The 25,458-nt window shown below is 72.6% G+C and carries 27 protein-coding genes and 2 pseudogenes; 11 read left to right on the top strand and 18 right to left on the bottom strand.

The window, feature by feature from the left end; all coding sequences use genetic code 11:
• Nucleotides 1-118 precede the first annotated feature (118 nt).
• The 5 genes from ABD946_RS12940 to ABD946_RS12920 all read right to left on the bottom strand — a co-directional run bounded on the left by ABD946_RS12940 (nt 119) and on the right by ABD946_RS12920 (nt 4,571).
• Nucleotides 119-1,585: a cytochrome P450 gene (locus tag ABD946_RS12940; RefSeq protein WP_345283139.1), complete on the bottom strand. Its 1,467-nt coding sequence runs from the start codon at nt 1,583-1,585 to the stop codon at nt 119-121.
• 42 nt (nt 1,586-1,627) lie between these two features.
• On the bottom strand, nt 1,628-2,257 hold the full coding sequence (locus tag ABD946_RS12935) for a GTP-binding protein (protein WP_345283137.1): 630 nt from the start codon (nt 2,255-2,257) through the stop codon (nt 1,628-1,630).
• On the bottom strand, nt 2,238-2,597 hold the full coding sequence (locus tag ABD946_RS12930; RefSeq protein ID WP_345283135.1) for a DUF742 domain-containing protein: 360 nt from the start codon (nt 2,595-2,597) through the stop codon (nt 2,238-2,240). Before ABD946_RS12930 ends, ABD946_RS12935 begins: the two co-directional genes overlap by 20 nt.
• 67 nt (nt 2,598-2,664) lie before the next feature.
• The gene (locus tag ABD946_RS12925; protein WP_345283163.1) at nt 2,665-3,051 is read right to left on the bottom strand and encodes a roadblock/LC7 domain-containing protein; all 387 of its coding nucleotides are present in this window, start codon (nt 3,049-3,051) and stop codon (nt 2,665-2,667) included.
• 23 nt (nt 3,052-3,074) lie between these two features.
• Nucleotides 3,075-4,571, bottom strand: a complete 1,497-nt coding sequence (locus ABD946_RS12920; RefSeq protein ID WP_345283132.1) for an ATP-binding protein — start codon at nt 4,569-4,571, stop codon at nt 3,075-3,077.
• A gap of 297 nt (nt 4,572-4,868) precedes the next feature.
• Between ABD946_RS12920 and ABD946_RS12915 the strand changes: the two genes are divergently transcribed.
• Entirely contained in the window at nt 4,869-5,912 is a 1,044-nt protein-coding gene (locus tag ABD946_RS12915) for a C40 family peptidase (RefSeq protein ID WP_345283130.1), read from the top strand.
• A 233-nt stretch (nt 5,913-6,145) separates the two neighbouring features.
• Here the strand turns inward: ABD946_RS12915 and ABD946_RS12910 are convergent, their stop codons facing one another.
• From ABD946_RS12910 to ABD946_RS12895, 4 genes are all read right to left on the bottom strand, one after another.
• Nucleotides 6,146-7,483 carry a hypothetical protein gene (locus ABD946_RS12910; RefSeq protein ID WP_345283128.1) on the bottom strand — a complete coding sequence of 446 codons (1,338 nt, stop codon included), beginning with the start codon at nt 7,481-7,483 and terminating at the stop codon, nt 6,146-6,148.
• Nucleotides 7,476-9,017, bottom strand: coding sequence for an alkaline phosphatase D family protein (locus tag ABD946_RS12905; RefSeq protein ID WP_345283126.1), 1,542 nt, complete (start codon nt 9,015-9,017; stop codon nt 7,476-7,478). The genes ABD946_RS12910 and ABD946_RS12905 overlap by 8 nt, the downstream gene beginning before the upstream one ends.
• A gap of 74 nt (nt 9,018-9,091) precedes the next feature.
• Entirely contained in the window at nt 9,092-9,610 is a 519-nt protein-coding gene (locus ABD946_RS12900) for a hypothetical protein (RefSeq protein ID WP_345283125.1), read from the bottom strand.
• The gene (locus ABD946_RS12895; protein ID WP_345283123.1) at nt 9,604-10,017 is read right to left on the bottom strand and encodes an arsenate reductase ArsC; all 414 of its coding nucleotides are present in this window, start codon (nt 10,015-10,017) and stop codon (nt 9,604-9,606) included. The genes ABD946_RS12900 and ABD946_RS12895 overlap by 7 nt, the downstream gene beginning before the upstream one ends.
• A 51-nt stretch (nt 10,018-10,068) precedes the next feature.
• On the opposite strand from ABD946_RS12895, the gene ABD946_RS12890 reads away from it, so the two are divergent.
• Genes ABD946_RS12890 through ABD946_RS12880 form a run of 3 tightly spaced genes read left to right on the top strand, consistent with a single transcriptional unit; the run spans nt 10,069 to nt 12,196 of the window.
• A complete protein-coding gene (locus ABD946_RS12890) occupies nt 10,069-10,380 on the top strand; it encodes an ArsR/SmtB family transcription factor (protein WP_345283121.1) in 312 nt (103 codons plus the stop codon).
• A 26-nt stretch (nt 10,381-10,406) separates the two neighbouring features.
• Complete coding sequence (locus ABD946_RS12885) at nt 10,407-11,168, top strand: aquaporin (RefSeq protein WP_345283120.1); 762 nt, start codon at nt 10,407-10,409, stop codon at nt 11,166-11,168.
• Nucleotides 11,165-12,196: an ArsO family NAD(P)H-dependent flavin-containing monooxygenase gene (locus tag ABD946_RS12880; protein WP_345283118.1), complete on the top strand. Its 1,032-nt coding sequence runs from the start codon at nt 11,165-11,167 to the stop codon at nt 12,194-12,196. The genes ABD946_RS12885 and ABD946_RS12880 overlap by 4 nt, the downstream gene beginning before the upstream one ends.
• An 85-nt stretch (nt 12,197-12,281) precedes the next feature.
• Here ABD946_RS12880 and ABD946_RS12875 read toward each other — a convergent pair whose 3' ends face one another.
• Nucleotides 12,282-12,770 carry a GNAT family N-acetyltransferase gene (locus tag ABD946_RS12875; protein ID WP_345283117.1) on the bottom strand — a complete coding sequence of 163 codons (489 nt, stop codon included), beginning with the start codon at nt 12,768-12,770 and terminating at the stop codon, nt 12,282-12,284.
• A 26-nt stretch (nt 12,771-12,796) separates the two neighbouring features.
• Nucleotides 12,797-13,150 carry an ArsR/SmtB family transcription factor gene (locus tag ABD946_RS12870; protein WP_345283115.1) on the bottom strand — a complete coding sequence of 118 codons (354 nt, stop codon included), beginning with the start codon at nt 13,148-13,150 and terminating at the stop codon, nt 12,797-12,799.
• 108 nt (nt 13,151-13,258) lie between these two features.
• Here ABD946_RS12870 and ABD946_RS12865 point away from each other — a divergent pair, with 108 nt between their 5' ends.
• From ABD946_RS12865 to ABD946_RS12850, 4 genes are all read left to right on the top strand, one after another.
• Nucleotides 13,259-14,614, top strand: a complete 1,356-nt coding sequence (locus ABD946_RS12865; protein WP_345283113.1) for an FAD-dependent oxidoreductase — start codon at nt 13,259-13,261, stop codon at nt 14,612-14,614.
• A 181-nt stretch (nt 14,615-14,795) separates the two neighbouring features.
• Entirely contained in the window at nt 14,796-15,470 is a 675-nt protein-coding gene (locus tag ABD946_RS12860; protein WP_345283110.1) for a pyridoxine/pyridoxamine 5'-phosphate oxidase, read from the top strand.
• Complete coding sequence (locus tag ABD946_RS12855; protein ID WP_345283108.1) at nt 15,467-16,213, top strand: methyltransferase domain-containing protein; 747 nt, start codon at nt 15,467-15,469, stop codon at nt 16,211-16,213. Before ABD946_RS12860 ends, ABD946_RS12855 begins: the two co-directional genes overlap by 4 nt.
• 38 nt (nt 16,214-16,251) lie before the next feature.
• Entirely contained in the window at nt 16,252-16,938 is a 687-nt protein-coding gene (locus ABD946_RS12850) for a M24 family metallopeptidase (protein WP_345283106.1), read from the top strand.
• 94 nt (nt 16,939-17,032) lie between these two features.
• Here ABD946_RS12850 and ABD946_RS12845 read toward each other — a convergent pair whose 3' ends face one another.
• Nucleotides 17,033-17,449: a TOBE domain-containing protein gene (locus ABD946_RS12845; protein ID WP_345283104.1), complete on the bottom strand. Its 417-nt coding sequence runs from the start codon at nt 17,447-17,449 to the stop codon at nt 17,033-17,035.
• 270 nt (nt 17,450-17,719) lie between these two features.
• On the opposite strand from ABD946_RS12845, the pseudogene ABD946_RS42655 reads away from it, so the two are divergent.
• Nucleotides 17,720-17,794, top strand: a pseudogene (locus ABD946_RS42655) (MerR family transcriptional regulator); the annotation flags it as partial.
• Nucleotides 17,795-17,862: 68 nt separating this feature from the next.
• Nucleotides 17,863-18,059: pseudogene (locus ABD946_RS42650) on the top strand (TOBE domain-containing protein); the annotation flags it as partial.
• A gap of 122 nt (nt 18,060-18,181) precedes the next feature.
• Here the strand turns inward: ABD946_RS42650 and ABD946_RS12835 are convergent.
• From ABD946_RS12835 to ABD946_RS12820, 4 genes are all read right to left on the bottom strand, one after another.
• Complete coding sequence (locus tag ABD946_RS12835) at nt 18,182-19,528, bottom strand: MFS transporter (protein ID WP_345283102.1); 1,347 nt, start codon at nt 19,526-19,528, stop codon at nt 18,182-18,184.
• A 106-nt stretch (nt 19,529-19,634) separates the two neighbouring features.
• Nucleotides 19,635-19,991 carry an ArsR/SmtB family transcription factor gene (locus ABD946_RS12830; protein ID WP_345283100.1) on the bottom strand — a complete coding sequence of 119 codons (357 nt, stop codon included), beginning with the start codon at nt 19,989-19,991 and terminating at the stop codon, nt 19,635-19,637.
• A gap of 75 nt (nt 19,992-20,066) precedes the next feature.
• On the bottom strand, nt 20,067-21,302 hold the full coding sequence (locus ABD946_RS12825; protein WP_345283098.1) for an FAD-dependent oxidoreductase: 1,236 nt from the start codon (nt 21,300-21,302) through the stop codon (nt 20,067-20,069).
• Nucleotides 21,303-21,720: 418 nt separating this feature from the next.
• Complete coding sequence (locus ABD946_RS12820; RefSeq protein ID WP_345283096.1) at nt 21,721-22,848, bottom strand: DUF6236 family protein; 1,128 nt, start codon at nt 22,846-22,848, stop codon at nt 21,721-21,723.
• On the opposite strand from ABD946_RS12820, the gene ABD946_RS12815 reads away from it, so the two are divergent.
• A complete protein-coding gene (locus ABD946_RS12815; RefSeq protein ID WP_345283094.1) occupies nt 22,840-23,478 on the top strand; it encodes an IS3 family transposase in 639 nt (212 codons plus the stop codon). The genes ABD946_RS12820 and ABD946_RS12815 overlap by 9 nt on opposite strands.
• A gap of 87 nt (nt 23,479-23,565) precedes the next feature.
• Here the strand turns inward: ABD946_RS12815 and ABD946_RS12810 are convergent, their stop codons facing one another.
• Together ABD946_RS12810 and ABD946_RS12805 are read right to left on the bottom strand one after the other, a co-directional pair.
• Complete coding sequence (locus ABD946_RS12810; protein ID WP_345283092.1) at nt 23,566-24,129, bottom strand: peptide deformylase; 564 nt, start codon at nt 24,127-24,129, stop codon at nt 23,566-23,568.
• On the bottom strand, nt 24,126-25,091 hold the full coding sequence (locus tag ABD946_RS12805) for a helix-turn-helix domain-containing protein (RefSeq protein WP_345283090.1): 966 nt from the start codon (nt 25,089-25,091) through the stop codon (nt 24,126-24,128). The genes ABD946_RS12810 and ABD946_RS12805 overlap by 4 nt, the downstream gene beginning before the upstream one ends.
• Nucleotides 25,092-25,458: the final 367 nt, after the last annotated feature.

Raw genomic sequence — 25,458 nt, 5'->3', positions numbered from 1 at the left:
CCGCCCCGTCCGTCCCGTCCGTCCCGAAGGAGCGTCATGCCCCGTTCGCGCCGCCGTCCACCGCGCGGAGCGCCACCGAGCGGCGTGAGTCCCGTGCCGGGCCGCCGGCCCGGCCGGGTCAGCGCTGGAAGATGCCGGTCAGGACGCTCCACCAACTGCGCCGCTGCCCCGGCACGGCCGCGCCCCGGTGGCCGTGCCCGGCCGCGACGGCGGGCGGCACCACGGGCGGGGCGGGCGGAGCGGGCGGCGGGGTCGCGGGGACGGGGGCGGCGGCCGTGTCCCTCGGGGCCGGGGACCGCGGTGTGAAGCGCACCGGGAGCTCCACCAGGTGCCGGGAGAGCCAGGCCGAGGTCCAGGTCAACTCATCCTCGCCGATCGCGAGTTGGAGGTCGGGAAGCCGGGCCAGCAGGATGTCGATGCCGGTCTCCGCGACGGCCCGCCCGATGTCCTGGCCCGGGCACTCGTGCGGTCCGCCGCCGAAGGCCAGGTGGGCGCGGTTGCCGTGCAGCGGCTTGGAGAGGTCGGGCCGGACGGCCGGGTCGACGTTCCCGGCGGCGAGGCCGAGCAGCAGCATGTCGCCGGACTTGATCTGCTGCCCGCCGAGTTCGGTGTCCCCAGTGGCCCAGCGCCCGGCGACCAGTGACATCGGCGCGGAGTCCCAGAGCACCTGGTCCAGGGCGTCCGGCAGCGTCATGTGACCGCCCGACAGGTGGGCGCGGAAGCGGCGGTCGGTGAGGACCATCTTCAGGGTGTCCGCGATCAGGTTGACCGTCGACTCGTTGGCGGCCAGCAGCACCACCCGCAGGTGCTCCAGCACCTCGTCGTCGGTGAGTCCGGCCTCGTGCTGCATCAGCCAGGAGACCAGGTCGGCCCCGGGGGCCACCCGCTTGCGCTCCATGGTGCGGCGCAGCGTGGCCACCACGTAGTCGTTGCTGGCGATGGCGGTCTCGGTGCCCTTCATCAGGTCCCGTGCAGCCTCGACCAGCCGGGGCCCGAACTCCTCGGGCATGCCGACCACGTGGGTCATCACCAGCATCGGCAGGTGCTCGGCGAACTGGGAGATCAGCTCGGCCCGGCCGGTCGGCCCGAACTCCTCGATCAGCTGGTCGGCGAAGCGGGTGACGTAGCGTCGGATGCCTCGCCGGTCGAAGCGGTTGAGGCCGTCGGTGACGGCGCCGCGCAGGCGGCGGTGCTCCGGGCCGTCGGCGAAGACGCACAGCGGCTGCCAGGCGATCACCGGCATCAGCGGGGAGTCGGCGGCGACCAGTCCCTCCTGGAAGGCCGTCCAGCGGCGGGAGTCCCGGGAGAACCGGGAGGGGGTGCGCATCGCGGTGAGGTTGGCCGAGTGGCCGAGGATCAGCCAGGCCGGGAGGTCGCCGTGCAGCAGCACCGGCGCCACCTCGCCGTGCTCCGCGCGCAGCTTCTCGTACAGGCCGGCCGGGTCCGCCTCCGCCTCGGGGCCGTACAGCCGCCGCAGGCCCTCGGCGCCCAGGCCGTGGGCACCGAAGTCGCGGGTGCCCGCGCCGTGGGCCGGGCAGCCGGGCGGCGGGGTGGCTGACGCGTCGTCACTGTACGGGTTGGTCACGGCATCTCCGGGGGTCTCGTGGGGGACGGCGGGTGGTGGGTGTCAGCGCGCGGGGGCGGCCGAGCGGTCGTGCAGGTAGCGCATCAGGGCCATCAGCACGTCACGGCTCGAACTGCGGCTCCTGGCGTCGCAGTTGACGATCGGGACCTCGGGGGGAAGGTCGAGGGCGGCCCTCAGGTCCTCGACGGGGTGGGACGGCGATTCGGGGAAGGTGTTGGCGGCGACCACGAAGGGCACCCCGCTGTCCTCCAGCCGCCCGATGACGTCGAAGCTGACCTCCAGCCGACGGGTGTCGACCAGCACCACCGCACCGAGGGCGCCGTCGAACAGGCCGTTCCAGAGGAACCAGAACCGCTCCTGGCCGGGGGTGCCGAAGACGTACAGCACCAGCTCCTCGTTGATGCTGATCCGGCCGAAGTCCATCGCCACCGTGGTGGAGGTCTTGCGCTCGATGCCCTCGGTGTCGTCGACGTCCGCACCCGCCTGGGTCATCGTCTCCTCGGTGGTCAGCGGGCGGATCTCGCTCACCGAGGAGACCAGGGTCGTCTTGCCGACGCCGAAGCCGCCCACGATCACCACCTTGACCGCCGTGGCGGCCGAGTCCGGCAGCAGGTCGTCCCCGCGCGGCCCGGGGAGCGCCGGGAGGGCCGGGTCAGAGCCTCTGAAGTCCATTGATCACCGCTTCCAACAGGGCGATGTCGGGAAGGATCGCCTTCGGTACTCCGGCGCGGGCCTCGATCCGCCGCTCGGCGAGGAGGTCCGCCAGCAGCACGGTGACCACGCTCACCGGCAACCTGAGGTGGGCCGAGATCTCGGCCACGGACAGCGGCGACTCGCAGACCCGCAGGATCGCCGCGTGCTCCGGCTGCATGGTCGGCGTCGGCTCCGAGCGGGCGACGATCAGGGTCACCAGGTCGAACACGGCCCGGTCGGCCGCCCCGCTGCGACCCCTGGTGATCACGTACAGGCGCTCGGGCCGGCCAACGTCCCAGTCCTGTCCGTCCGCGTTCATCCTCCGTCCGCGCCGCACCCGTCCACCGTCCCTCGACCCACCGGACTCCCCTCGGCGGCAAGCCCGTTCACACGACCTGCTCGGCTCGGCGCGGCGGCGTGCTGAGGTGCTCGCCGATCCTGGCGACCAGGTCACGCATCCGCTGGCCCATCAGCCCGGCGTCCACTCCCTCGTCGGCCAGCACCGCCAGGAAGGCCCGGGCTCCCGCCGCCATCAGGTAGAAGAAGCCGCCGCCCATCTCGATCACCACCAGGCGCATCCGGCGGTCCCCGTGCGGGAACTCGTGCCCCACCGCGGCCGCCAGGCTCTGCAGCCCCGCGCAGGCGGCGGCCAGCCGGTCGGCGGCGTCGGTGCCGGCGCCGTACTGGGCCATCCTCAGACCGTCGGCGGAGAGCACCACGATGTGGCGGGTGTGCGGGACACCGTCCGCCAGGTCCTTGAGCATCCAGTCCATGTTGGTCCGTTGCTGATGCTGGGTCACAGCTCGCCCTTCCTGGCCGGGTATTCGCTGGTGTGGTCGCCCGGTGCCCCGCTCCCGGCCGACGGCGCCTGGCCGTTCACCCCCTCGTGGAACGCGGCCAGCCAGACGCCGGGCTGCACCGCGCCGGGGTCCTGCGCCGGCGGGGACGGCGGAGCGGGCGCGGTCCTCCCGGAGGGTGCGGCGTGCCGGCGGCGCTGCGGCAGCCCGGTCGGGGTCTCGATGCCCGGCGTCCACGGCTGGACGACCGGCACCGTCGGCGGGATCACCGGCCGCTGCTGCGCGGAGGGTTGGACCGGGAGCGCCTGGGAGTCGGAGGTGACGCCGATGCCGTGCGCCCGGCCGGTGGCCCGCGCCGTGGTGATCAGCTCCTGGGGGACGATCAGCACGGCACGCACGCCGCCGTACGCGGACGGCCGGAGCGAGACCTGGAAGCCGTACGCCTGAGCGAGCCGTCCGACCACCGCGAGACCCAGCCGGGGCGTCTCGCCGAGGTCGTTCAGGTCGATGCCCTCCTGCGCCTCACGAAGCATCAGCTCGGCCCGGGCCCGGCCCTCCTCGCTGAGGCTGAGGCCGCCGTCCTCGATCTCGATCGCGATGCCGGTCTGCACCTCGACCGCGGTCAGGTGCACGTTGGTGTGCGGCGGCGAGTAGCGGGTCGCGTTGTCCAGCAGTTCGGCCAGCGCGTGGATCAGCGGCTCGGCGGCCGGGCCGACCACCGCGACCTCGGAGACCGGGTGCAGCTCCACCCGCTGGTAGTCCAGGATCCGCGAGATGCCACCGCGCAGGACGCTGTACAGCGGCACCGCCCGGCTCCACTGACGGCCCGGCCGCGCCCCGCCGAGCACCGCGATCGAGTCGGCCAACCGCCCGACCAGCGCGTTGCCGTGGTCGAGCCGGAGCAGGTCCTCGAAGACGGCCGGGTCGTTGCCGTGCCGGTCCTCCATCTCCCGCAGGTCCTGCGCCTGCCGGTGCACGATCGCCTGCACCCGCCGGGCGATGTTCACGAACGCCCGCTGCGCGGACTCGCGCAGACCCTCCTCCGCGTCCACCGCCTCCAGCACGGTGCGCAGCACCGCCTGCCGGGCGGCCCTGAACTCCGGGCCGGCGCCGCCGTCGTGGGTCTCGTAGGCCTTCAGCACGTCCTCGGTGAACTCACCGCGCTGCAGCCGTGCGACCGTCTCCGGCAGGATCACCCTGGCCAGCCGGACGGTCTCCGCCTCCTGCCGGAGCAACTGCTCGCGCAGCTCCCGCCCCTGCCGGGCGTACCGCTCCCGCAGCTCGGTCAACTCCCGCCCACGAAGCACCACTTGGGCCGCCAGCAGGGCCACCGCCCCGGTGCCCACCGCGCCGCACCAGACCACCCCGGCCCGCGCCCCGGCCCCGGTCAGCACCGCGGCCGCCACCGCCACGGCCGGCGTCACCACCACCGGCAGCAGCCACCCGAGGGCCGCCCCGGACCACCGGCTCGTGGGTGACGGTCCAGCACGAAGCATCAGCGTCCTCAAAGGGTCGTAGGGGTACGGGCGGAGCACCGGTCACGCTCTTCCTCCGCTCCGCCTCGGTGCAGGCACCAGCCTTCCGCCGCCCCGCCCGCCTCACACCCGACTCCGCCCCCGTTTCCCCCGTGCGGGCGACCCTCCCGGAGAACCGCCCCGCCCCCGAACGGTCCGTGCTAAGTCACGGCCGCCGGGCCGGATCGCACCGATCACCGACCCCGCCTTCCGCGTTCCACTCCTAAACTACTAAGGTTCCTAGGAGTGAGTGTCCGGAAGTCGACCGAGGAGCCGTCCGTGGGAAAGCGCCGCAAGCCGAGTCCGCCGAGCCGTGCCAGGCTCGCCGTCCTGACCACCGCGGCGGCGGGCACCGCGGTCCTGGCCTCCTCCACCACGGCCTACGCGGCGCCCAAGCCCGACCTCGCGACCGTCAAGAAGCAGGTCGACGCGCTGTACGAGGAGGCGGAGGCCTCCATCGAGCGCTTCAACGGCGCGGACGAGCGGGCCAAGAAGCTCCAGGCCGAGGCGAACCAGCTGCAGACCCAACTCGCCGAGGGCCAGGAGAAGCTGAACGCCGTTCAGGGCCAGCTCGGCGCCCTGGCCGCGGCCCAGTACCGCAACGGCGGCGTCGACCCCTCGCTCCAGCTGATGCTCAGCTCCGACCCGGACACCTACCTCCGCCAGGCCTCCGCCCGCGACCAGGAGGCCGACACCCAGCTCGCCCTGCTGCGCCAGGCCCAGCGGCAGCAGCAGCGGCTGGACCAGCAGCGCGCCGAGACCGCCGCCACCCTCGCCGCCCTGGACGCCAACCACAAGGCGCTGGCCGAGGAGAAGGGCAAGGTCCAGACGAAGCTGGCCGAGGCCAAGAAGATCCTCAACTCCCTCACCGCCGCCGAACGCGCCCAGGTCGACGTGGACGAGGCCGGCCGCGCCTCGCGCGGCGCCGCCGAACGCACGGACCTGACCGGCCTGCCCCAGGTGCCGGCCGACGGCCGCGCCGCCGCGGTCCTCAAGTTCGCCCAGGCCCAGCTCGGCAAGCCCTACATCTGGGGCGCCGAGGGCCCGGCCGGCTTCGACTGCTCCGGCCTCACCCTGCGCGCCTGGGAGCAGGCCGGCGTCCGGCTCCCCCGGGTCTCCCAGGACCAGTGGAACGCCGGCACCCGCATCCCCCGCGCCAACCTCCAGCCCGGCGACCTGGTCTTCTTCTACTCCGACCTGCACCACGTGGGCATCTACATCGGCAACAACAAGATGATCCACGCCCCCCGCACCGGCAAGAACGTCACCGTCCTCGACCTGCAGTACATGCCCGACTACATGGGGGCCGTCCGACCGGGCTAGCCGTATCCTGGAGGTCCGGGGCGTACGCGGTGCCACCGGGGGGCGGGGGCGGCGGTGTGAACACCCGCCGTCGGCATCACAGTTGGGCGTCGCCCGCTCGCTGAGTGTAGGCATCCCATGCCAGAGATCATCTTCTCCGCCGTCAGGCCCCAGGGGCTGCAGTGCCCGCTGTGCCACGCCGCCGTCGAAGCCGAGTACCTGGACACCGCACCCGACTTCGACGGCATCAGACGCTACGTGTGGGGCCCCGGCCCGTGCCGCAACCCCCAGTGCTCACGGGCGTCGAGGCCGACCCGCTGACGAGGCCTCACCAGTCGGAGTTGCCCGCGCCCAGGCCCAGCAGCACCTGGTCGAAGGTGTTGCCGTCGTTGTCGTCGGTGTACGACATCGCGAGCGTGCCGAACGGCGATGAGGCCACCGCGAGTTGCTCCTGCCGGCCGGTCGCCGTCTGGCTGACGGACCCGGCCGGCAGCCGGCCGGCGAAGGTGCCGTCGGGGTTGAGGCCGCGGGCCCACACCGCCGGATCCGCGCCGGTGACGCTCCAGCCGACCACCGCGTCGCGCTGGTCGTCGATCCCCACCGTCGGGCGCCCGGCCCCGGCTCCCGAGGAGACCTCGACCTCTGCCGCGCCCGGGGGTGCCGTTCGCGGTGAAGGAGCGGGCCCAGACGCCCAGGGTGCCGGTGTGGTCGGACTCCCAGGCCACCGCGAAGTCGCCGTTGAAGTCGGCCGCCACGGACGGGTGTTGCTGCTGCCCGCCGCCGAGGCTGTTGGCGCTGCGGCGGGTCAGGGTGACGGCGCCGTTCGCCTTGGCGAGCTTCACCAGACCGATCTGGTCGTAGCCGTTGCCGTCGGTGTCCTCGTCCCAGACCACCACCGCGTCGCCCGAGGCGGAGGTCGCGACGTCCGGGTTGTGGTGCGCACCGCCGGTCGCGTTGACCGTCACCTCGTAGGCCTTGGTGGTGGTCCCGCTGTACCCGGCCGCCTTCACCGTCGCCGCCGCGCTGCCCTGGACGTCCTCCCAGACCACCGAGAACGCCACCGCCGTGGTGCTGCCCGGCGCGCCGTCCGGGTCCACCGCGACCCGCGGGTGGACCTGCTGGCCGTCGGTGTTCGCGTTGGCCCGGCCGGAGCCGAGCACCGCGCCGGCCGGGGAGAGCACCCGGTAGACGATGTTGTAGAGCCCGTTGCCGTCCGGGTCCTCCGCCCAGACCACGACGGCGTTGCCCCGGTCGTCGAGCCCCACGTCGGGCTGGACGTGCCGCCAGGCCGCACCCGCCGTCCCGCCGGCCGAGAGCTTCTGCTCGTACGCCGAGACGCCGTTGCGGTACAGCCGCACCCAGACGTCGCTGTGCGCGTCGTCCCCCGGGTTGGTGGAGTCGCGGTCGTCCTCCCAGACCACCGCGACGTCCCCGAGCCGGTCGGCCGCGATCGAGGAGGAGTCCTGGTCGCCGCTGGCGTCGCTGTTCGCGGTCGTCCAGGACGAGGGCCCGGCCGCCGAGGCCGGGGCGGACAGGGCGAGGACGGCGGCGAAGGCGGCGAGGGCCGCGCCGACCACGGAGAGCTTACGCATCGGCCAACCCCGGCTGTCCGTCGTGGATGATGAAGGTCCGGGCGGTGGTCGCCGCCGCGCCGTGCTCGGTCACCGTCGCCACCGACCGGAAGTCGGCGGTCAGCCGGGACGGCGTGACCCGGGTGCGGACGTAGCCGCGCTGGTTGGAGTAGAAGCGCAGGTGCGGGTTGTACGCCCCGTTGGGGATCGTCGTGGTGGTGCTGCCGTTGCCGCCGCTGGTGATGGAGGTGCAGACCAGCTCGGTGCCGATGGTCGCCGAGTTCGGGTTCGCGTAGTCGGCCTTGAGGTCGTTGCCCCAGGAGGCGTGCACGTCGCCGGTGAGGACCACCGGGTTGCGCACGCCCCGGTCGACGATGCCCTGCTGGATCCGCGCCCGGCTGGCCCGGTAGCCGTCCCAGGCGTCCATGTTCATCGCACCGGCGGCGTTCACGTTCCGGGCGAAGAAGACCTGCTGGCCGATCAGGTCCCAGGTACCCAGGCGCTGGCCGAGCCCGTCGAGCAGCCAGGACTCCTGCGCGGTGCCGGTGATCGAACGGCTCGTCAGGTCGGCGTCGGCGCAGACCTTCGTCCCGTCGCCGCAGGCCTGGTCGTCGCGGAACTGCCGGGTGTCGAGCATGTGGAAGGTGGCCAGGGTGCCCCAGCGGACCCGGCGGTAGAGCTGGATGGCGTTGCCGGACGGCGCCGCGGCGGCCCGCAGCGGCATGTTCTCGAAGTAGGCCTGGTAGGCGGCGGTGCGCCGCGCGGTCCACTGGGCCGCCGTCAGCACCGGGCTGCTGTCGGCCCGGACCGTGCCGGCGTAGTTGTTCTCCACCTCGTGGTCGTCCGGCACCACCAGCCACGGCGCGATCGCGTGCGCGGCCTGCAGGTCCGGGTCGGTGCGGTAGAGCGCGTAGCGGCGGCGGTAGTCGGCCAGCGAGACGATCTCGCTGCCGAGGTGCTGCCGCACGCCGCCGGTGCCGGCGCCGCCCTCGTAGATGTAGTCGCCCAGGTGCAGGATCACGTCGGGGCGGTCGTCGGCCATCCGCCGGTAGGCGGTGTAGTAGCCGCTCTCGTAGTGCGCGCAGGAGGCGAAGGCCATGGTGAAGTCCCGCCCGACGGTGCCGAGCGCCGGCGCGGTGCGGGTGCGGCCCACCGGGGAGATGAAGCCCTGGGCCCGGAAGCGGTAGTAGTACTCCGCGTCCGGCGCGAGCCCTCCGGCCAGCACGTGCACCGAGTGGGCCTGCGCGTAGCGGGCGGTGACGGTGCCGGAGCTCACCAGGGTGGTGAAGTTCTGACTGGCCGACACCTGCCAGTCGACGGTCACGTCGGCGTTGGGCATGCCGCCCTGGCCGTCCGCGTTGGTCGGCGACGGGGCCAGACGCGTCCAGAGCACCACGCTGCTGTCGTCCGGTTCCCCGGAGGCGACGCCGAGCGTGAACGGGAAGGGGGTGGAGGCGGCGGCCGACGGCTGGGCCGTCGCACCGAGCTGGAGCGCGGCGGCGCCCGTGGTGGTGAGCCCGCCAAGGATGAAGATGCGGCGACTGAGGTTGCTCATGACCGTCCATGCTCAGGGAGCCGGGTGAACTCCCGTCACTGCGCAGGGGAAGGCCGGGTGACGCGCCTGCGGAGCTAGTTGGAGTCCCCCGCCGCGGCCCGCTGGGCGGACCACTCCCGTTCGGCGACGGCCAGGCCGCGCTCCAGCGTCGCGACGAACTCCCCGCGGCCCACCGTCACCGCCACCGGGTCTCCGGGGGCACCGCTGTCCAACTCCCGTATCCGGCAGGCGAGGTGCAGCGACTCTCCGTCCGGGAACGCGAACGCCGTCACCTGGTCGGTGCACTCGCCCCACTCCAGGAACCCGCACCTCGCGAGCACGGCCCCGCCGTCATCCGCGCCGTCCTGCCCGTCCATCCGGCGCTCGGCCGCCAGGAACGCCTCGACCGGCTCGGTGAACCCCTCCGGCAGCTCCGCCGGCTCGCGGAAGCGCCGCAGCTCGTCCCCCAACTTCTTGACCAGCAACGGCGGGTAGAACGCGTTGTCCCAGGCGTTCACGTGCGCCCCGCCCACGAACACGTCCACGCACAGCAGTTGTGCGTCCCGCTCCACGTGGAACTCCAGCGCGAAGCCGTCCCGCGCGCCGATCAGCACGCGGCGTCGATCTCGGCGACCAGGCCCTCGATCAGGGCCTTGATCTCGTCGCGGATCGGGCGGACGGCCTCGACGCCCTGGCCGGCCGGGTCCTCCAACTGCCAGTCCAGGTAGGTCTTTCCGGGGAAGTACGGGCAGGCGTCGCCGCAGCCCATGGTGATCACGTAGTCGGAGGCCTGGACGGCCTCGGTGGTCAGCACCTTCGGCCGCTGGTCGGAGATGTCGATGCCGAGCTCGGCCATCGCCGCGACCGCGGCGGGGTTGACCTGGTCTCCGGGGACCGATCCGGCGGAGCGGACCTCGACGCGGTCACCGGCGAGGTGGCGCAGGAACCCGGCGGCCATCTGGGAGCGGCCCGCGTTGTGGATGCAGACGAACAGCACGGAGGCGGCGGGGGCGGTGGTCATGGCGGTCCTTGGGCTTGGGTTCCTCCCGGGCGTCGGCTAACGTATCAGCCCATGGTGACGTCAGTCGACAGTGATGTGTTGAAGGCCCTGGCCGACCCGCTGCGGATGCGGATCGTCGAGCTGCTGGCCAGAGAGGCGCTGTGCACCACCCACCTCGTCGAGGAGACGGGTGCCAAGCAGACCAATCTGTCGAACCATCTGAAGATCCTGCGTGAGGCGGGGCTGGTGGACACCGAGCCCTGCGGTCGCTTCACGTACTACTCGCTCCGCCCCGCCGCCCTCACGGCCCTGGTGGCCGAGTTCGCCGCACTGGCCTCCACCGCACGACTCACCGCCGAAGCCGGATTCAAGCGGTCCTGCTGAGCCACCCGCACGAGGAGCACCATCCGTTGAACGCCATAGACGAGGCCAGACCGGAGACCACCGAGGCCGAGCCGCTCACCGCCGAGCCTCCGGCCGTCCCGCTGCTGAACCGGGTGGCGGCCGAACTGGTCGGCACCGCCGCCCTGGTGGCCGTCGTGGTCGGCTCCGGCATCCAGGCCACCGAGCTCACCCATGACGTCGGCCTCCAGTTGCTCGCCAACTCGCTGGCCACCGTCTTCGGCCTCGGCGTGCTGATCCTGCTCCTCGGCCCGGTCTCCGGCGCCCACTTCAACCCGGTGGTCACCCTCGCCGAGTGGTGGACCGGCCGCCGCGACCCCGAGGCCCTGCGCCCGGCGGAGGTCGCCGCGTACTGCGCCGCCCAGACGGTCGGCGCGATCGCCGGAGCGGTCCTCGCGGACGCGATGTTCGGCCGGGCCCTGGTGACGTGGTCGACCCACGACCGCTCGGCCGGGCACCTGCTGCTCGGCGAGGTCGTCGCCACCGCCGGCCTGGTCCTGCTGATCTTCGGCCTCGGCAGGACCGGCAACCTGCGCTTCGCCCCCGCCGCCGTCGCCTCCTACATCGGCGCCGCCTACTGGTTCACCTCCTCCACCTCCTTCGCCAACCCCGCCGTCACCCTCGGCCGCGCCTTCACCGACACCTTCGCCGGCATCGCCCCGTCGTCCGTCCCCGGCTTCATCGGCATGCAGTTGATCGGCGGTGCGCTGGGCCTGGCCCTGGTCGCGCTGGTCTTCGACCACCGACGCCGCACGGCCGGGCAGAAGTGACCGCCGCCCGGCACGCCCAGGTCCTGGTGGTCGGCGCGGGCCAGGCCGGCCTCGCCGCGGGGTACCACCTGCGGCGCGCCGGGCTGGACTTCGCGATCCTCGACGCCAACCCGGCGCCCGGCGGCGCGTGGCAGCACTACTGGGACACCCTGCGGCTGTTCTCGCCCGCCGGATACTCCTCCCTCCCCGGCCGCCCCATGCCGCAGCAGCCCGGCCAGGAGTACCCCGACGCCGCCCACGTCGTCGCCTACCTCACCGACTACGAGAAGCGCTACGACCTCCCGATCCACCGCCCCGTCCGGGTCGAGGCCGTCACCCGTGACGCCGACGGCATCACCGTGACCACCGACGACGGCACCTGGCGCGGCGGGGCCCTGGTCCTGGCCACCGGGAACTGGGAGCGTCCCTTCATCCCGGCCGTACCCGGCCGAGCCGACTTCACGGGCCGTCAGCTCCACACCCACGCGTACCGCAGCGCCGCCGACTTCACCGGACAGCGCGTCGTCGTGGTCGGCGGCGCCAACTCCGGTGCCCAGATCGCCGCCGACCTGCACGCCACCGCCGAGGTCCACTGGGTCACCCGGCGCCCGGCCCGCCACCTCCCGGACGAGATCGACGGCCGCGCCCTCTTCGACCTCGCCACCCGCCGCGTCCAGTCCGGCGGGCCCCGCATCTCCGACCTCGGCGACATCGTCGCCGTGCCGCCCGTCCGCGCCGCCCGCGCCGCCGGACTGACGGACCGTCCGATGTTCGACCGCCTCACCCCCACCGGCGTGGCCTGGGCCGACGGCACCACCTGGGACTGCGACACCGTCATCTGGTGCACCGGCTTCCGCCCCGACCTCCCCCCGATCGACCTCCCCCGCACCGACGGCCGCATCACCACAGACGGCACCCGCTCCACCGAGGACCCGCGCATCCACCTCCTCGGCTACGGCGACTGGGCCGGCCCCGCCTCCGCCACCCTCATCGGTGTCGGCCGCACCGCCCGCACCGCGGTCGAGCAGCTGCGCGCCCAGCTCGGCTGACCGGCGCCCCGGGCGCCGCCACGGAGGACCACCGGCCTGCCGAAGGGCCGCACCACGCACGGGGGTCCGCCGTTCGGGCCCTTGTTCAGCCGACCACCGGACTACGGCGCTCGACCAACAGGACGTCCCGCCAGACGCCGTTGAGCCGGCCGATCCGTTCGCGGGTGCCGATGACCCGGAAGCCGGCCTTGGCGTGGACCGCGAGACTGGCGGCGTTCTCCGGGAAGATGCCGGACTGGACGGTCCAGATCCCGGCGGCCTCGGTGGACTCGGCCAACGCCCGCAGCAGCACCCCGCCCACGCCCCGGCCGCGCGCCTCGGGGTGGACGTAGACGGAGTGCTCGACCACGCCGGCGTACGCGCAGCGGTCGGACACCCGGCTCACCGCCACCCAGCCGAGGACCCTGCCGTCCTCGTCGAGGGCGACGAAGCGGTGCTCGGGGAGCTTGGCGGCGTCGAAGCGGGCCCAGTCGGGAGCGGTGGTCTCGAAGGAGGAGTTCCCCTCGTCGAGACCGGCCTGGTAGACGGCGAGGACCTGCTCGGCGTGCTCGGCACGCAGCGGGGCGACGTGCAAGGCGGCTCCTTCGGGGTGACGGCGGATCAGCTGTGCCGGTCGAGCATGGCCGACATGGCGGCCAGCACGGAAGGCTCGACGCGGTAGTAGACCCAGGTGCCGCGCCGCTCGCTGCTGAGCAGTCCGGCCTCGCGCAGCTTCTTGAGGTGGTGCGAGACGGTCGGCTGGGAGACTCCGACGTCCTGGATGTCGCAGACGCACGCCTCACCGCCCTCGTGGGAGGCGATCTTCGAGAACAGTCGCAGTCGCACCGGGTCGGACAGGGCCTTGAACATGGCGGCCATCCGCTCGGAGTCCGCCACCGACAGCTCCCCCGAGGTGATCGGCGGGCAGCAGGCACCGCTCTCGGGCTCCAGTACGGTCAGCTCCAGATTCGACATGTGTCTATGTTGACATCCGTCGATACCCGGTGCCAAGGTCGAGGACGTCACACATCGACGTTTGTCGAATCAACGAGCGGCAGCTGCCGCCCCATCAGGGAGACCGTCATGTCGTCCGAGAACACCGGCCTGCCCGTCCTCGTCATCGGCGCGGGCCCCGCCGGCCTGGCCGCCGCCGCCCACCTCACCGAGCGCGGCCTGGACGTGGTCGTCGCCGAGGCCGGCCCCACCGCGGCCACCGCGGTCCGCGCCTGGGGCCACGTCCGCCTCTTCTCCACCTGGTCCGAGCTCGTCGACCGGGCCGCGGCGCGGCTCCTCGCCCCGACCGGCTGGACCACTCCCGATCCCGCCGCCTACCCCACCGGCGCGGACTGGGCCGAGCGCTACCTCCAGCCCCTCGCCGACGCCCTCGGCGACCGCGTCCGCTACGGCACCACCGTCACCGGGGTCGCCCGCGCCGGGCGTGACCGCGTCGTCGACTCCGGTCGCGCCGAACAGCCGTTCACCGTCCACCTCCAGCTCGCCGACGGCCGCCAGGAACGCCTCACCGCCCGGGCCGTCGTCGACGCCTCCGGCACCTGGTCCACCCCGAGCCCGGCCGGCGCCGACGGCCTGCCCGCCCTCGGCGAGCACGCCCACACCGCCCGGATCTCCTACCGCGTCCCCGACCTCGACGACCCGGCCCAGCAAGCCCGTTACGCCGGCAAGCGCACCGCCGTCATCGGCTCCGGCGCCTCCGCCTTCACCGCCCTCGCCCTGCTCGCCGACCTGGCCGTGGAAGCCCCCGGCACCCACGCGACCTGGATCCTGCGCCGCGGCATCGGCGCCGACACCTACGGCGGCGGCGAGGCCGACGGGCTGCCCGCCCGCGGCGCGCTCGGCCTGCGCGCCAAGGCCGCCGTCGACCACGGCCACGCCACCGCCCTCACCGGCTTCCGCACCGCCGCGATCGAACCGGACGGCGACCGACTGACGCTGGTCTCCGAGGACGGCCGCCGCAGCGAGCCCGTCGACGAGGTCGTCGTCCTCACCGGCCTGCGCCCCGACCTCTCCTTCCTCTCCGAGCTCCGCCTCGGACTGGACGACCGCCTCCAGGCCCCGACCGCCCTGGCCCCTCTCATCGACCCCAACCAGCACTCCTGCGGCACCGTCTACCCGCACGGCGCGGCCGAGCTCACCCACCCCGAGGAGGGCGTCTTCCTGGTCGGCCAGAAGTCCTACGGCCGCGCTCCCACCTTCCTCGCCCTCACCGGCTACGAGCAGGTCCGCTCCGTCGCCGCCCACCTCGCCGGCGACCACGAGGCCGCCGCCCGCGTCGAGTTGACCCTCCCCGAGACCGGAGTCTGCGGCGGCGCCGGCGTCTTCGACCAGCCCGAAGCGGAACAGGCCGCCACCGGGGGCTGCTGCTCCGCCCCGGCCGCACCCCGGCTCGTCACCTTCGGCACCGCCCCCACCCACCCCTGACCGGACATCCGCCCGCAGGGTCGCGGCGCACCGGGCCGCCTTGGAGGCACCCACAAGCCCTCGACATCGCACCTTCCAGACGATCAGCGGAAATGACAAGCATTTGCCAGGTGTTTTACGAACCAGCCCTCGCGGCTGCAAGACGTCTGGAACATGCTCGCCGAGATCTGAGGAGCCGGAGATGGCAGCGGGTTCGGAGGAGGCGCAGAGGACCCGGGAGTGGCTGCGCCGCCTGGAGGTCTTCGCGGGGCCGCTGCCGGCGTTCGACCCGGCGCTCGCGCCGGCCGATCCGGTGCGGCTGTTCCTGGCCTGGCTGGAGGAGGCGGTGGCGGAGGGCGTGCGCGAGCCGCACGCGATGACGGTGTCCACCGTCGACGGGGCGGGTACCCCGGACGCGCGGGTGCTGATCCTGAAGGGCGTGGACGCGGGCGGCTGGCAGTTCGCCGGGCACGCCTTCAGCCCGAAGGGCGAGCAGCTGGACTGGCATCCGCGCGCGGCCCTGACCTTCTACTGGCCCGAGCAGGGCCGCCAGGTCCGGATCCGCGGCACCGTGACGCCCGGCACCGCGGCGGAGAACTCGGCCGACTTCCTGCGGCGTTCGCCCTCCGCCCGCGCGGAGGTCCTGATCGGCCGTCAGAGCCAGTACCTGCGCGACCCCGCCGAACGTGACGTGGAGGCGGAGAAGGCGGCCGCCCTGATCGCCCGGGATCCCTCCCTGGTCGATCCGGCCTGGACGCTCTACACCCTGGCCGCCGACCGGGTGGAGTTCTGGCAGGCCGCGCAGGACCGCGCGCACACCCGATTGCGCTACGAGCGGGGCGGCGAGGGCTGGGACCGGCTGCGGATCTGGTCGTGACGGGAGTCGACCGCGCCGCCACGTCCGTGCTCCCCGGCCCGGCCGCCCCGAACCGCTCCGCAGGCGCCGCCCACCGGCCGGACCCCCGGCCGGCGCGGTTCGTCGCCGAGGCGCTCGGCACCGCTCGGACAGTGCTCAACGTCGGTGCGGCCGCACGCGGCACCGGCCCGTCGGCTCCCGCCGCCCCCTCGCGACCGTCCCGAACAGTACCGTCCGTCGATACCGTGGCCGGAGAACTCCCCTTCCACGACGGCGAGTTCGACGCCGCCATGACGCTGCTCAACATCCACCTGTGGGACGACGTCCGGCTCGGCCTGCGCGAGATGCGCCGGGTCACCCGCGGCCCGATCCTCGTCCTGACCCGTGACCCCGCCCGGGTCGGGGACTTCTGGCTGCACGAGTACGCGCCCGAGGTGGTCGCAGCCGAAGCCCGGCGGTACCCGCCGCTCGACGAGCTGACGGCCGCCCTGGGCGGCCGGTCCACAGTGCGGCCGGTGCCGATCCCGTTCGACTGCACGGACGGTCTGGACGAGGCCTGCTACGGCCGCCCGGATCTCCTGCTGGACCCCAACGCCCGCCGGGTCGACTGGACTTGGAGTTCCGTCGGCGACTCGGTCCGCGAGCGGTTCAACCGGACCCTCCGCGCCGACCTGGCCTCCGGGGCCTGGGACCGACGCTTCGGCCATCTGCGCACCCGACCCCAGTACGAAGGGGCGCTCGTCCTCGTGCGCGCGACCCCGTGACCAGAACGGAAGACGGCACCGTGGGAACACCCGACCGGATGGACGAACAACTGCGGGCCCTCGGGCTCGTCGAGGCCCAGGCCAAGGCGGAACGGCTCTTCGCCGAGGTCGAGGCCCGCGGCCTGGTGACCCCCGGCCGGGGCGAGCGCGAAGTCAGCGACCTGATCCGGGACTTGGCGAACGAGATGTTCGGCACCACCAAGCACTGGCACAAGCGGATCGTCCGCTCCGGCCCGCACACCGTGTTCCCCTACCGGGAGAACCCGCCGGACCGGGTCATCGGCGAGGACGACATCGCCTTCGCCGACTTCGGCCCGGTCTTCGAGGAGTACGAGGCCGACTTCGGCCGCACCTTCGTCTTCGGCGACGACCCCGACAAGCACCGCCTGCGCGACGACCTCTCCATCGTCTTCGCCGCCGGGCGGGCCGCCTTCCACGCCGACCCCGACATCACCGGCGCGCAACTCCACGCCAGGGTGAGCCGGTTGGCCGCCGATCGCGGCTGGCTCCTCGGCGGCTGGCACGCCGGGCACCTGGTGGGCGAGTTCCCGCACGAGACCATCGACGGCGCCAAGGCCGAGTCCTACGTCACCCCCGACAACGACACCCCGCTCCGCCGCACCGACCGGTCCGGCTGGCGCTGCCACTGGATCCTGGAGGTCCACCTCGTCGACCCGTCCCACGGCTTCGGCGGCTTCCACGAGCAACTCCTCGACCTCGCCTGACACCGGCGCCCCGACGGCACGCCGAGGGCCCCGCTCCTGCTCGGGAGCGGGGCCCTCGGCCGCACGGGCGCGTACGTGTGCCGTACGGGTTTGGTCAGAGCGAGAGCGAGATCTCGGTCGACTTGATCAGCGCGACCACGGAGGTCCCGGCCGCCAGCCCGAGCGCCTCGACGGCGTCCTTGGTGATGGCAGCGGTCAGCGCGCCGCCCTGCACGTCCACCTTCACCGAGCCCATGGCGCCACCGGTGGCCACGTCGGTGACGGTGCCCGCGATCTGGTTGCGGATCGAGATGCCCGCGACCGGGGCGGTGGCCAGCGAGACCTCGGTGGACTTCACCAGGGCCTTCACGGCGGTGCCCTCGGCGATGCCGAGGTCCTTCACGGCGTCGGTGGTGATCGCCGCGGTGATGTCCTGACCGCCCGTCAGCCGGACCTTCACCGTGGACATGGCCTCGCCGGCCGTGACGGAGGTGACGGTGCCGGGGATCTGGTTGCGGATGCTCAGGCTCATGGAAGTACGCCTCACTCGGGTCGGATGCGGATTCCGCGGCTTTCGGGCCGCCACCGGCCACGCTAATCGCGCCGCCCGGCGGCCGCAGCGAGCCCCTCGCATCCGCCAGGCAGGACAGCGGTTGTGCATCGCAAGTTCACCTGGGCGGAACATCACAACAATTCGGATCGATCCCCACACCATTTCGGAGATTCGGACAGCCACCTCGTTTCGGGCGTCTGGTAAGCCGACGGGCCACACAATTGCACATTCCCGGTTTTTCTCCCCTATGTGTCGCACCCGCAGCACTACACCGTGGGCCGGGCCGCACGCCTGCTCGGCGTCAGCCCCGAAACGGCCCACCGCTGAGCCGACGGCGGCCGGCTCGCCACCCGGCGCACCGCGTACCGGCGGGCGACGCACAGGTCCGCAGTTCGGTCCGCAACTCGTTCCCGGGCATCATCACCGCCGTCAAACTCGGCGACGTGACGGCCAGGTGGAATTCCATGCCGGCCCCACCGGCTGGTTCGCGCAGCCGACCCGCGAAGCGGTGGAGGAAATGGGGCTGGACGTGGGAATGCGGGCGACCGGCCGGGTGAAGTCCACCAGCGCCCACGTCGACCTCCCCTGAACACCGCGCCCACCGTCACGTCCCGTTCCGCTGCACCACCCCCGAGGTGCTGACCTCCGCTCAGACGCCTGACCTGATCGACGAGATCACCCTGGTCGAACTCCGAGCTTCCACCGGGCCGGTCACGCGGCGCGGCGCAGGTGGCGGTGCCGGTGGTCCAGGACGTACGGGTGACTGTGGCCGAGGCCGCCCGCTGTGACGCGGGCGTCGGCGAGGTGCGGGTGGTCTGCGGGGAGTTCGGGGTGGAGGTGCTCGACCACGGCCAGGTCGCGGGCGGGCCAGAGGCGCGCGGCGGTGCTGGCCGCCGCCAGAGCGATCACCGCGAGGGTGGCGGCGGTGACCGGGAGCCCGGCCGCCGCGGCCAGCCAGCCCGCGAGGGGGTAGGTGAGGAGCCAGCAGCCGTGCGAGAGGGAGAACTGGGCGGCGAAGGCGGCGGGCAGGTCCTCGTCGCTGACGGAGCGTCGGATGATCCGCCCGCCCGGCGTGAGGACGGCGGAGGTGGCCGCCCCGATGGCGGCCCAGACGAGGAGGAGTCCGAGCCAGCTCGGCGTGCCCGCCGGGGCGGCCGTGACCACGACTACGCCCACCAGCACCGGGGCCAGAGCCAAGGCGGCGGGCAGCATCACGGCGCGGTCGGGGACGCGGCGGAGCAGGGCGGGCAGCGCGAGGGCGGTGAGGATGGAGCCGACACCGAAGGCGGCCAGGGCGACCGAGACGGCTGCGGCCGGGCGTTGGAAGTGGTCGCGGACGATGACCACGGTGTTGACGTAGACGACGGCACCGGCGGCGGCGACCGCCAGGTCGAGCGCGATCAGGGCCCGCAGGCGCGGGGTGCGCCAGAACAGGCGGGTGCCGTGGGTGGCCTTGGCGTAGACGCCGCCCTCGCGCTCGACGGGCACCGCCTTCGGCAGCACGGCCGAGACGACCAGCGCGGCGGAGGCGGCGAAGCCCAGGGCGGTGCCGGTGAACAGCCAGTTGTACGAGACGACGGTCAGTAGGAGCGCGGCGAGGGCGGGGCTGGCCAGGGACTCCAGGTCGTAGGCAAGGCGGGACATCGACAGGGCCTGGGTGTAGTCGCGTTCCTCCGGCAGCACCTGCGGGATGGTGGCCTGGAAGGTGGGGGTGAAGGCGGCGGAGGCGGTCTGCAGCACGAAGACCATCAGGTAGACCTGCCAGACCTGGGTGACGAACGGCAGGGTCAGTGCGACGCCGGCCCGGACGAGGTCCGTCGCCACCATCAGGGTCCGCCGGGGAATCCGGTCCGCGAGCGCGCCGATCAGGGGGGCGACGGAGACGTAGGCGACCATCTTGATCGCCAGCGCCGTGCCCAGCACGGCCGACGCGTTGGAGCCCGCCAGGTCGTAGGCGAGCAGGCTCAGAGCGACGGTCGCCAGCCCCGTCCCCGCCAGAGCGACGACCTGGGCGGTGAACAGGCGGCGGTAGGTGCGGTTGCGCAGGACGGCGAGCATGCGGGCGGGCCCCTTCTGACGGCGGCACACCCTCAGAGTAGTGCACATGTGCGCATCCAGGCACGTATCAGATGGAGGGCACCCCCTCCGACCCCCGGCCCGGCCGTCAGTCGTGCGAGGGCAGGGCGCCGATCTGGTGGTCGGCCGCGCTCAGCGCTTCGTCCACCAGGCGGCGCAGGTGGCCGTGGCGCAGCGAGTAGACCACCCGGCGGCCGTCCTTGCGGGTGGTGACCAGACCGGCCAGACGCAGCTTGGCCAGGTGCTGGCTGACGGCGGGTCTGGCCGCGCCGCAGGCCTCGGTGAGGGTGGTGACGTCGGCCTCGCCGAGGCCGAGCTGACGGAGCAGGGCAAGGCGGGTGCGGTCGGCGAGCAGGGAGAGGATCGTCGCGGCGACGTCGAGGCGCTCGCCGTCGTCCCGCTGGTGCGACTCGTGCGCAGCTGCTGCTGAGGTGCCCGTGCTCATGCCGCTCATAGTAGGGCCGGGCACTCTCCCGGCGGTCCGGCCGACCGGGGCGGGCCCACGCCTCCCGGCCACGCTTCAGACCCGCGCCCGCAGGGCCCTCGCGGTGCGCCGGGCGGCGAAGCCGGTGCCGGCGACGAACCGCATCAGCGGGCCGAAGGTGCCGGCCGCGGCCAGGCCGGAGAAGTGGAGCCCGTCGACCGAGGACCCGAAGTCCGGGCCGAGCCGGGGCGAACCGGTGGGCAGCCGCTCGATGTCGCCGCGCAACGCCGGTTCCAGGAAGTCCAGGCGGCTCAGGTCCACCCGGTACCCGGTGGCGACCAGTACGTGGTCCGCCTCCAGCCGGGACTCGCAGGCGGTGAAGCCGAGCACCGCCTTCCCGTCGACGGCGCGGGCCTCGCTGACGGTGTGTCCGGTGACGACCGGGAACGCGTCCAGGACGCGTTCGAGCAGCCACCAGGCGCCGGCCGGGCCGAGCACGGTGCGGACCTTGGCGGCCCGCACCGCGTCCGGCAGCAGCCGGAACGGGCCCGGGTTGGCGCAGTACGCCCGGAGGCGCCAGCCGGGCCCCAGCGCGGAGGCGGGCCTGAGCAGCCGCACGCCGACCGCGCGCGAGCCGGGCCGGTTCGCCTCGGGCATCGTGCCGAAGACCAGTTCTCGGGTACGGGCGACCAGCACCGGGCGGGCTCCGCACTCGTGCAGCAGTGCCGCGCTCTCCAACGCCGACTGGCCGGCGCCGATCACGGCGACCGTCCGGCCCGCGAACACCCGCAGGTCACGGTGGTGGGCCGGATGGGAGGCGAGCCCCTGCTCGACCAGCGGCCGGAAGAGGTCCGGGGTGTTGGCGAAGCACTGGACCCCGTTGGCCAGGACGACCTGACGGGCGGTCAACTCCGTCCCGCCGGACAGCACGAGGCGGAAGGCGCCGCCCTCGCGGTGGACCGCGATCACGTCCTCGGGCTCGACGCCGGCCACCAACTCCCGTTGGAACCACTCCCCGTACGCGACGAACTCCTCCAGCGGGATCGGATACAGGTCACCGACCGCCGCGCGTCCGTGCCGCATCCGGAAGTCGTTGAAGCCGTAGCCGCGGACCGACCCGATGTCCGAGGCCCGCGGGGTGGACTTCAGCCGCATCCCGGCCGGCATGTGCGAGCGCCAGCCGTCCATCGGCCGGCCGAACACCCGTGGTTCGATCCCCAGCAGGCGCAGGTGCGCCGCGAGGGCCAGACCGTACGGCCCAGCACCGATCACCACGATCGGCTCCGCCCTGCGGACCGTCACGGGACGTCGGGTGGCAAGAGCGCGGGACATCGCCGCACCTCCTCGGTGGAGACCCCCACATCGGCCCCGCCACAGCGACCGGCACCCGGCTGAGCCTCGACCCCCTGCTACCCCCGCTTCCCCGCACGCGCGTGCCGCACCCGGCCCGTCGGCAGCGCCGCATCCCCTCGAACATCCCCCAGAGGCAAGCTTTGCACCATTTGCCCGATCCGTAAATCTCGGCCGCCCCGCACCCTTCCTCCGGTCAGTCCACGCACGGGGGCGGTGCACCGCAGCGCCGGTGGCGTTCGGGACGCTCCGGCACGACGGTACGACCACGGGTGCCCCCGTCCCCACCGGGAATCGGCGGGGACGAGGGCACCGGCACGGGTTGACGACCGGTCAGCCGAGGCGGAGCTGAAGGAGCTGACGTGGCGGGTGACGCCCTTGGCGTTCGGGTCGCCGCGCATCAGATGCCGGTCCCGAACGCCCGGTGCGCCGTACGACCGATGCGACGTACCAGAGTGGCCGGCTTGAGGTGACGCTCAGCGCGGAGGAGGAAGCCGGTTGCAGATCCGGCCATCCGCTCCGAGCGGAGTTCGGATGCCGCCTGGCGAACGGTGACGCCGAGTACCGCCATGCCGGTGACCGCGACGGGAGTGACACCGCCCCAAAGTCCGCCCACCACACTGGTGAGGGCGGGGGCCTGGAACCCGAGCGCGCTGGTGAAGACCTTCAGGTCGAGACCTACCATCGCGGCGCGCAGCGCCGCCAGCGGCTGGGCAATGTTCTTGTCGAAGGCCAGCTGGAGGTGCCGTTCGAAGGCACTGCGGTCAGTGACGGAAGCCGTGGCCTCCCCCAGGTCGCTGACGGTCCGGTCGACAGCTTCGGCGAAGGCGGTGAACTCCGCCTCGTAGCGGATCCGCAGGTCGATGATCTTTTGGATGGGGACGTGGCGCAGTCCGGCAGGCAGGATGATCTGGACGGCCATCTGCCCGACCTTCACCGCGATATCCGTCTCCTGGGTGGCGACGGGATGACCAAGCAGCGCAGCGGCAATGTTCTCCGTCGTCCAGTCGCCCGCCGCAGTGTGCGCACTGACCTGGTCGGTGGTGGGAATGTAGCCCGTCTGACGGGCCAACTCCTCGGTGAGGGCGCACTTGTAGACCCAGGCCAGAGCCGGATCGACTCCCAGCCACTCCTGGGTCCGGTCCCCTGCCAGGTCCCTGGCTGCGACCTGGGCCAGGTCGGCGTCCTCCAGTATCTGGGTCAACGCCGGGTCGACCTCGGCTCGGTAGAGACCGGCCAGCGGTTGGTCCCGCAGCGGTTCTCCGGGCGCGGTGGGCTGGGTGTTGATCCGCAGACGGGTGAACGGCCGGCCCGCTGCTGCTCGGTAGTGGTGGGGAAGGACATGCTGGTAGTCACGGATGGCCTGGATGAAAGCCGGAGCGATGGCGGCTGCGGCCCGGTGTGGCTTCTGGTCGACGATGAAGTCGAGCTCGCTGCGCAGGGCCTTGACACTGTCGGGGTCAGCGATCGGGAAATCCTCCGGAACGACCCGGGCCAGCTTCGGCGTGTGGGATGCGTGGTGAACCACAAGCGAGTGGAACGCCTGATGCGCGAACGCGGCATCGCCGGGATCACCCGCCGCCGGCGCCGCTCGCTGACCCGCCCCGACCACCAGGCCCGCCCCGCACCCGACCTGATCGGTCGTGACTTCGCCGCCACCCGGCCCGGAACCCGCCTGGTCGGCGACATCACCTACCTGCCCACCGGCCAGGGCTGGCTCTACCTCGCCTGCTGGCTCGACCTCGCCACCCGCGAGGTCGTCGGCTACGCGATGGCCGAGCACCACCGCGCCGACCTGGTCGTCGACGCCCTGCACATGGCCCACGCACGAGGCCGCCTGGAGTCCGGCCGCGTGGCGCACAACGACCGCGGCAGCGAATACACTTCCACCCAATTCCGCACGGCAGTAACCCAGTTGGGCATTCTGGCAAGCACAGGGCGCACCGGCTCGTGCTACGACAACGCCCCCGCCGAGAGCTTCTGGGCACTCCTGGAAGCCGAGATCGGCACCCACGAATGGCCCGATCGGGCCACCGCACGCGCCGACGTCTTCGCCTACATCGAGACCTTCTACAACCGCCGACGACTACGCAGACACCCCGCCTGGGGATACCTCACCCCACACGAGACCCGACAACGACACACCCTCGCAGCATAAGAACGAGTGTCCAGGATCACGGGGGAACTTCACTCGCCCGCCCAGTACCGCCATCAGCTCTGATCGCACCCTCGGCAGCAACTGGGTTCAGTAGTTCCAGGTGGAGCCGGTGCCGCGATACTCCTCGACCGGGATCGGATGGATCCCGTCGTGCATCCGGTCGGTGTAGAGCAGGCCGTCCAAGTGGTCGATCTCGTGGGCGATGAGACGTGCGAGGCCGAACTCGTACTGCGTCGTGGTGACCGCACCGTCGAGGTCAGTCGCAACGACGTGCATCCGCAGCGGGCGGGGCACCATGCCGCGAACGTCGAAGAAGCTGAGACATCCCTCGTACTGCTCGTCCGCCTCCGCCGACACGGTGGTGACCTTCGGGTTGAGCAGGATGATCGGCTCGGAACCGCCCGACGGCGGCAGAACGATGGCAGCGGCCCGGGGGATGCCGATCTGCGGAGCGGCGATGCCCATGCCCTTGGCGAAGGAGTGGACACGGCCGATCCGTTCGACAGCGGCGAACAGTTCCTCGATCACCCCCTCTGCGGTGGCGCGCTCAGCGGGCAGGTCGAACGGTTCGGCCGGCCGGTGGAGGATGGGGGTGCCCTGCTGGACGACGCCGAGGGACTGCATCTGCTGGCTGGGCCGCACCTCGATCACCTGGTCTCCTTGGTCTGCTGCTCGTTGGGGTCGGCGCGAAAGCGCCACTCGAGGCGGAAGCGTGCGTGCAGGGGCGGGTCATCGGTCGCCCACGCGAAGCGCCGCCGATCATCAACATTCTTCCGCCCCACCGCGGTTCGAAGCGGAACGGCCTCGGCGGTCATCGACGTTTCTGTACCCCACACCACCGGATCCAGGGCAGCTGGGAAGTCGAGCCGGACGGCGAGGTGCTCGGTAGGCAGTCGGACTGCCCGCTGGAACCAGTGGCCCCACTTGTCGGCGCCCACCGAGTAGGCGTACTCGATCCAGGTCGCTTCGCCCGGGTAGAGCGGGAAGCGGCCGTGCTCGTTGTCGAACAACAGCCAGACCTCCTTGAAGGCGTCGCGGTCGTGCTTCGCCTGCCAGCGCATTTCTTCTCCCTGGCATTCGGCGGTCAGTGCCAACTCATCCCAGGTCAAAGGGTGTTCGCGGTAGTGCGCATTGGAGCGCTCGGGCTCACCAGGGTACCGGTCGACGGCGATGCGGATCAGGTAGCGGGTGATCGGATCGCTTCCGGTGTTCCGTAGCAGCCGACGCATCGTCAGCCGGTAGGTGGAGCCGTCGAATTCGAGAACGGCCTCGTCGTGCTCGACCAGGATCGCCGATCCGGAGGCGTACGGCTGCTCGGGGCGCCGCGGGGCCGGCGGCCCCGCCTGCGAACGACTACGAGCCCGGGCTCCGTCGTACTCGCTCCACCTCCGCCAGATCGCCTTGCCCGCGTTCAGCACCTCGTCGGCCCTGCGCGCGAAGTCCTCGGTCGGCTTGTGACGGCCGGATTCGACGTGGCTGACGTACGACGGGTCGAAGCCCATCTCCCTGGCCAGAGCGCGCTTGGACAAGCCCCGCACCTCCCGCCAGTGGGCGACCTCGGCACAGAACGCCTCTGCCGTCGGGTCAGCCACGTCGTCGGCCTGCGTCTCCATCCGCTCCGCCCCCGGGTGAGTGATGAGTGAACCGTGAGTGACCTTAGCTCACCATCGCGTCACGGTCGCCTTCGCAGCTGTCATTGACCCACTGGGCGGGGATCACCAGCGACCCCCGACGAGCGACCTTCCACCAGCCCTCCCGCTACGAGGAGTTCACCGTGCGCCAGCCCCCAAGTCGCCATCGGGGCAAACACCACGACCCCGTCGGGGCAGCCCTCAACACCGTATGGGCACTCGGCCACGCGGTCGTGATCGCCCTGATGGGCGGCATCGTCCACAACCAGCTCGACCCGGGCCACCTCGGCACGGAGCGGGCCACCCATTCAACACCTGACCACGAGCCGCTCGTCTAGCGCGGCGCTGT

Origin of the sequence: Kitasatospora albolonga, assembly GCF_039535905.1 — a bacterium.
GTDB classification, from domain to species: domain Bacteria; phylum Actinomycetota; class Actinomycetes; order Streptomycetales; family Streptomycetaceae; genus Kitasatospora; species Kitasatospora albolonga.
Note: the sequence above shows the minus strand (reverse complement) of the source record. Positions and strands in the feature narration are given on the sequence as shown.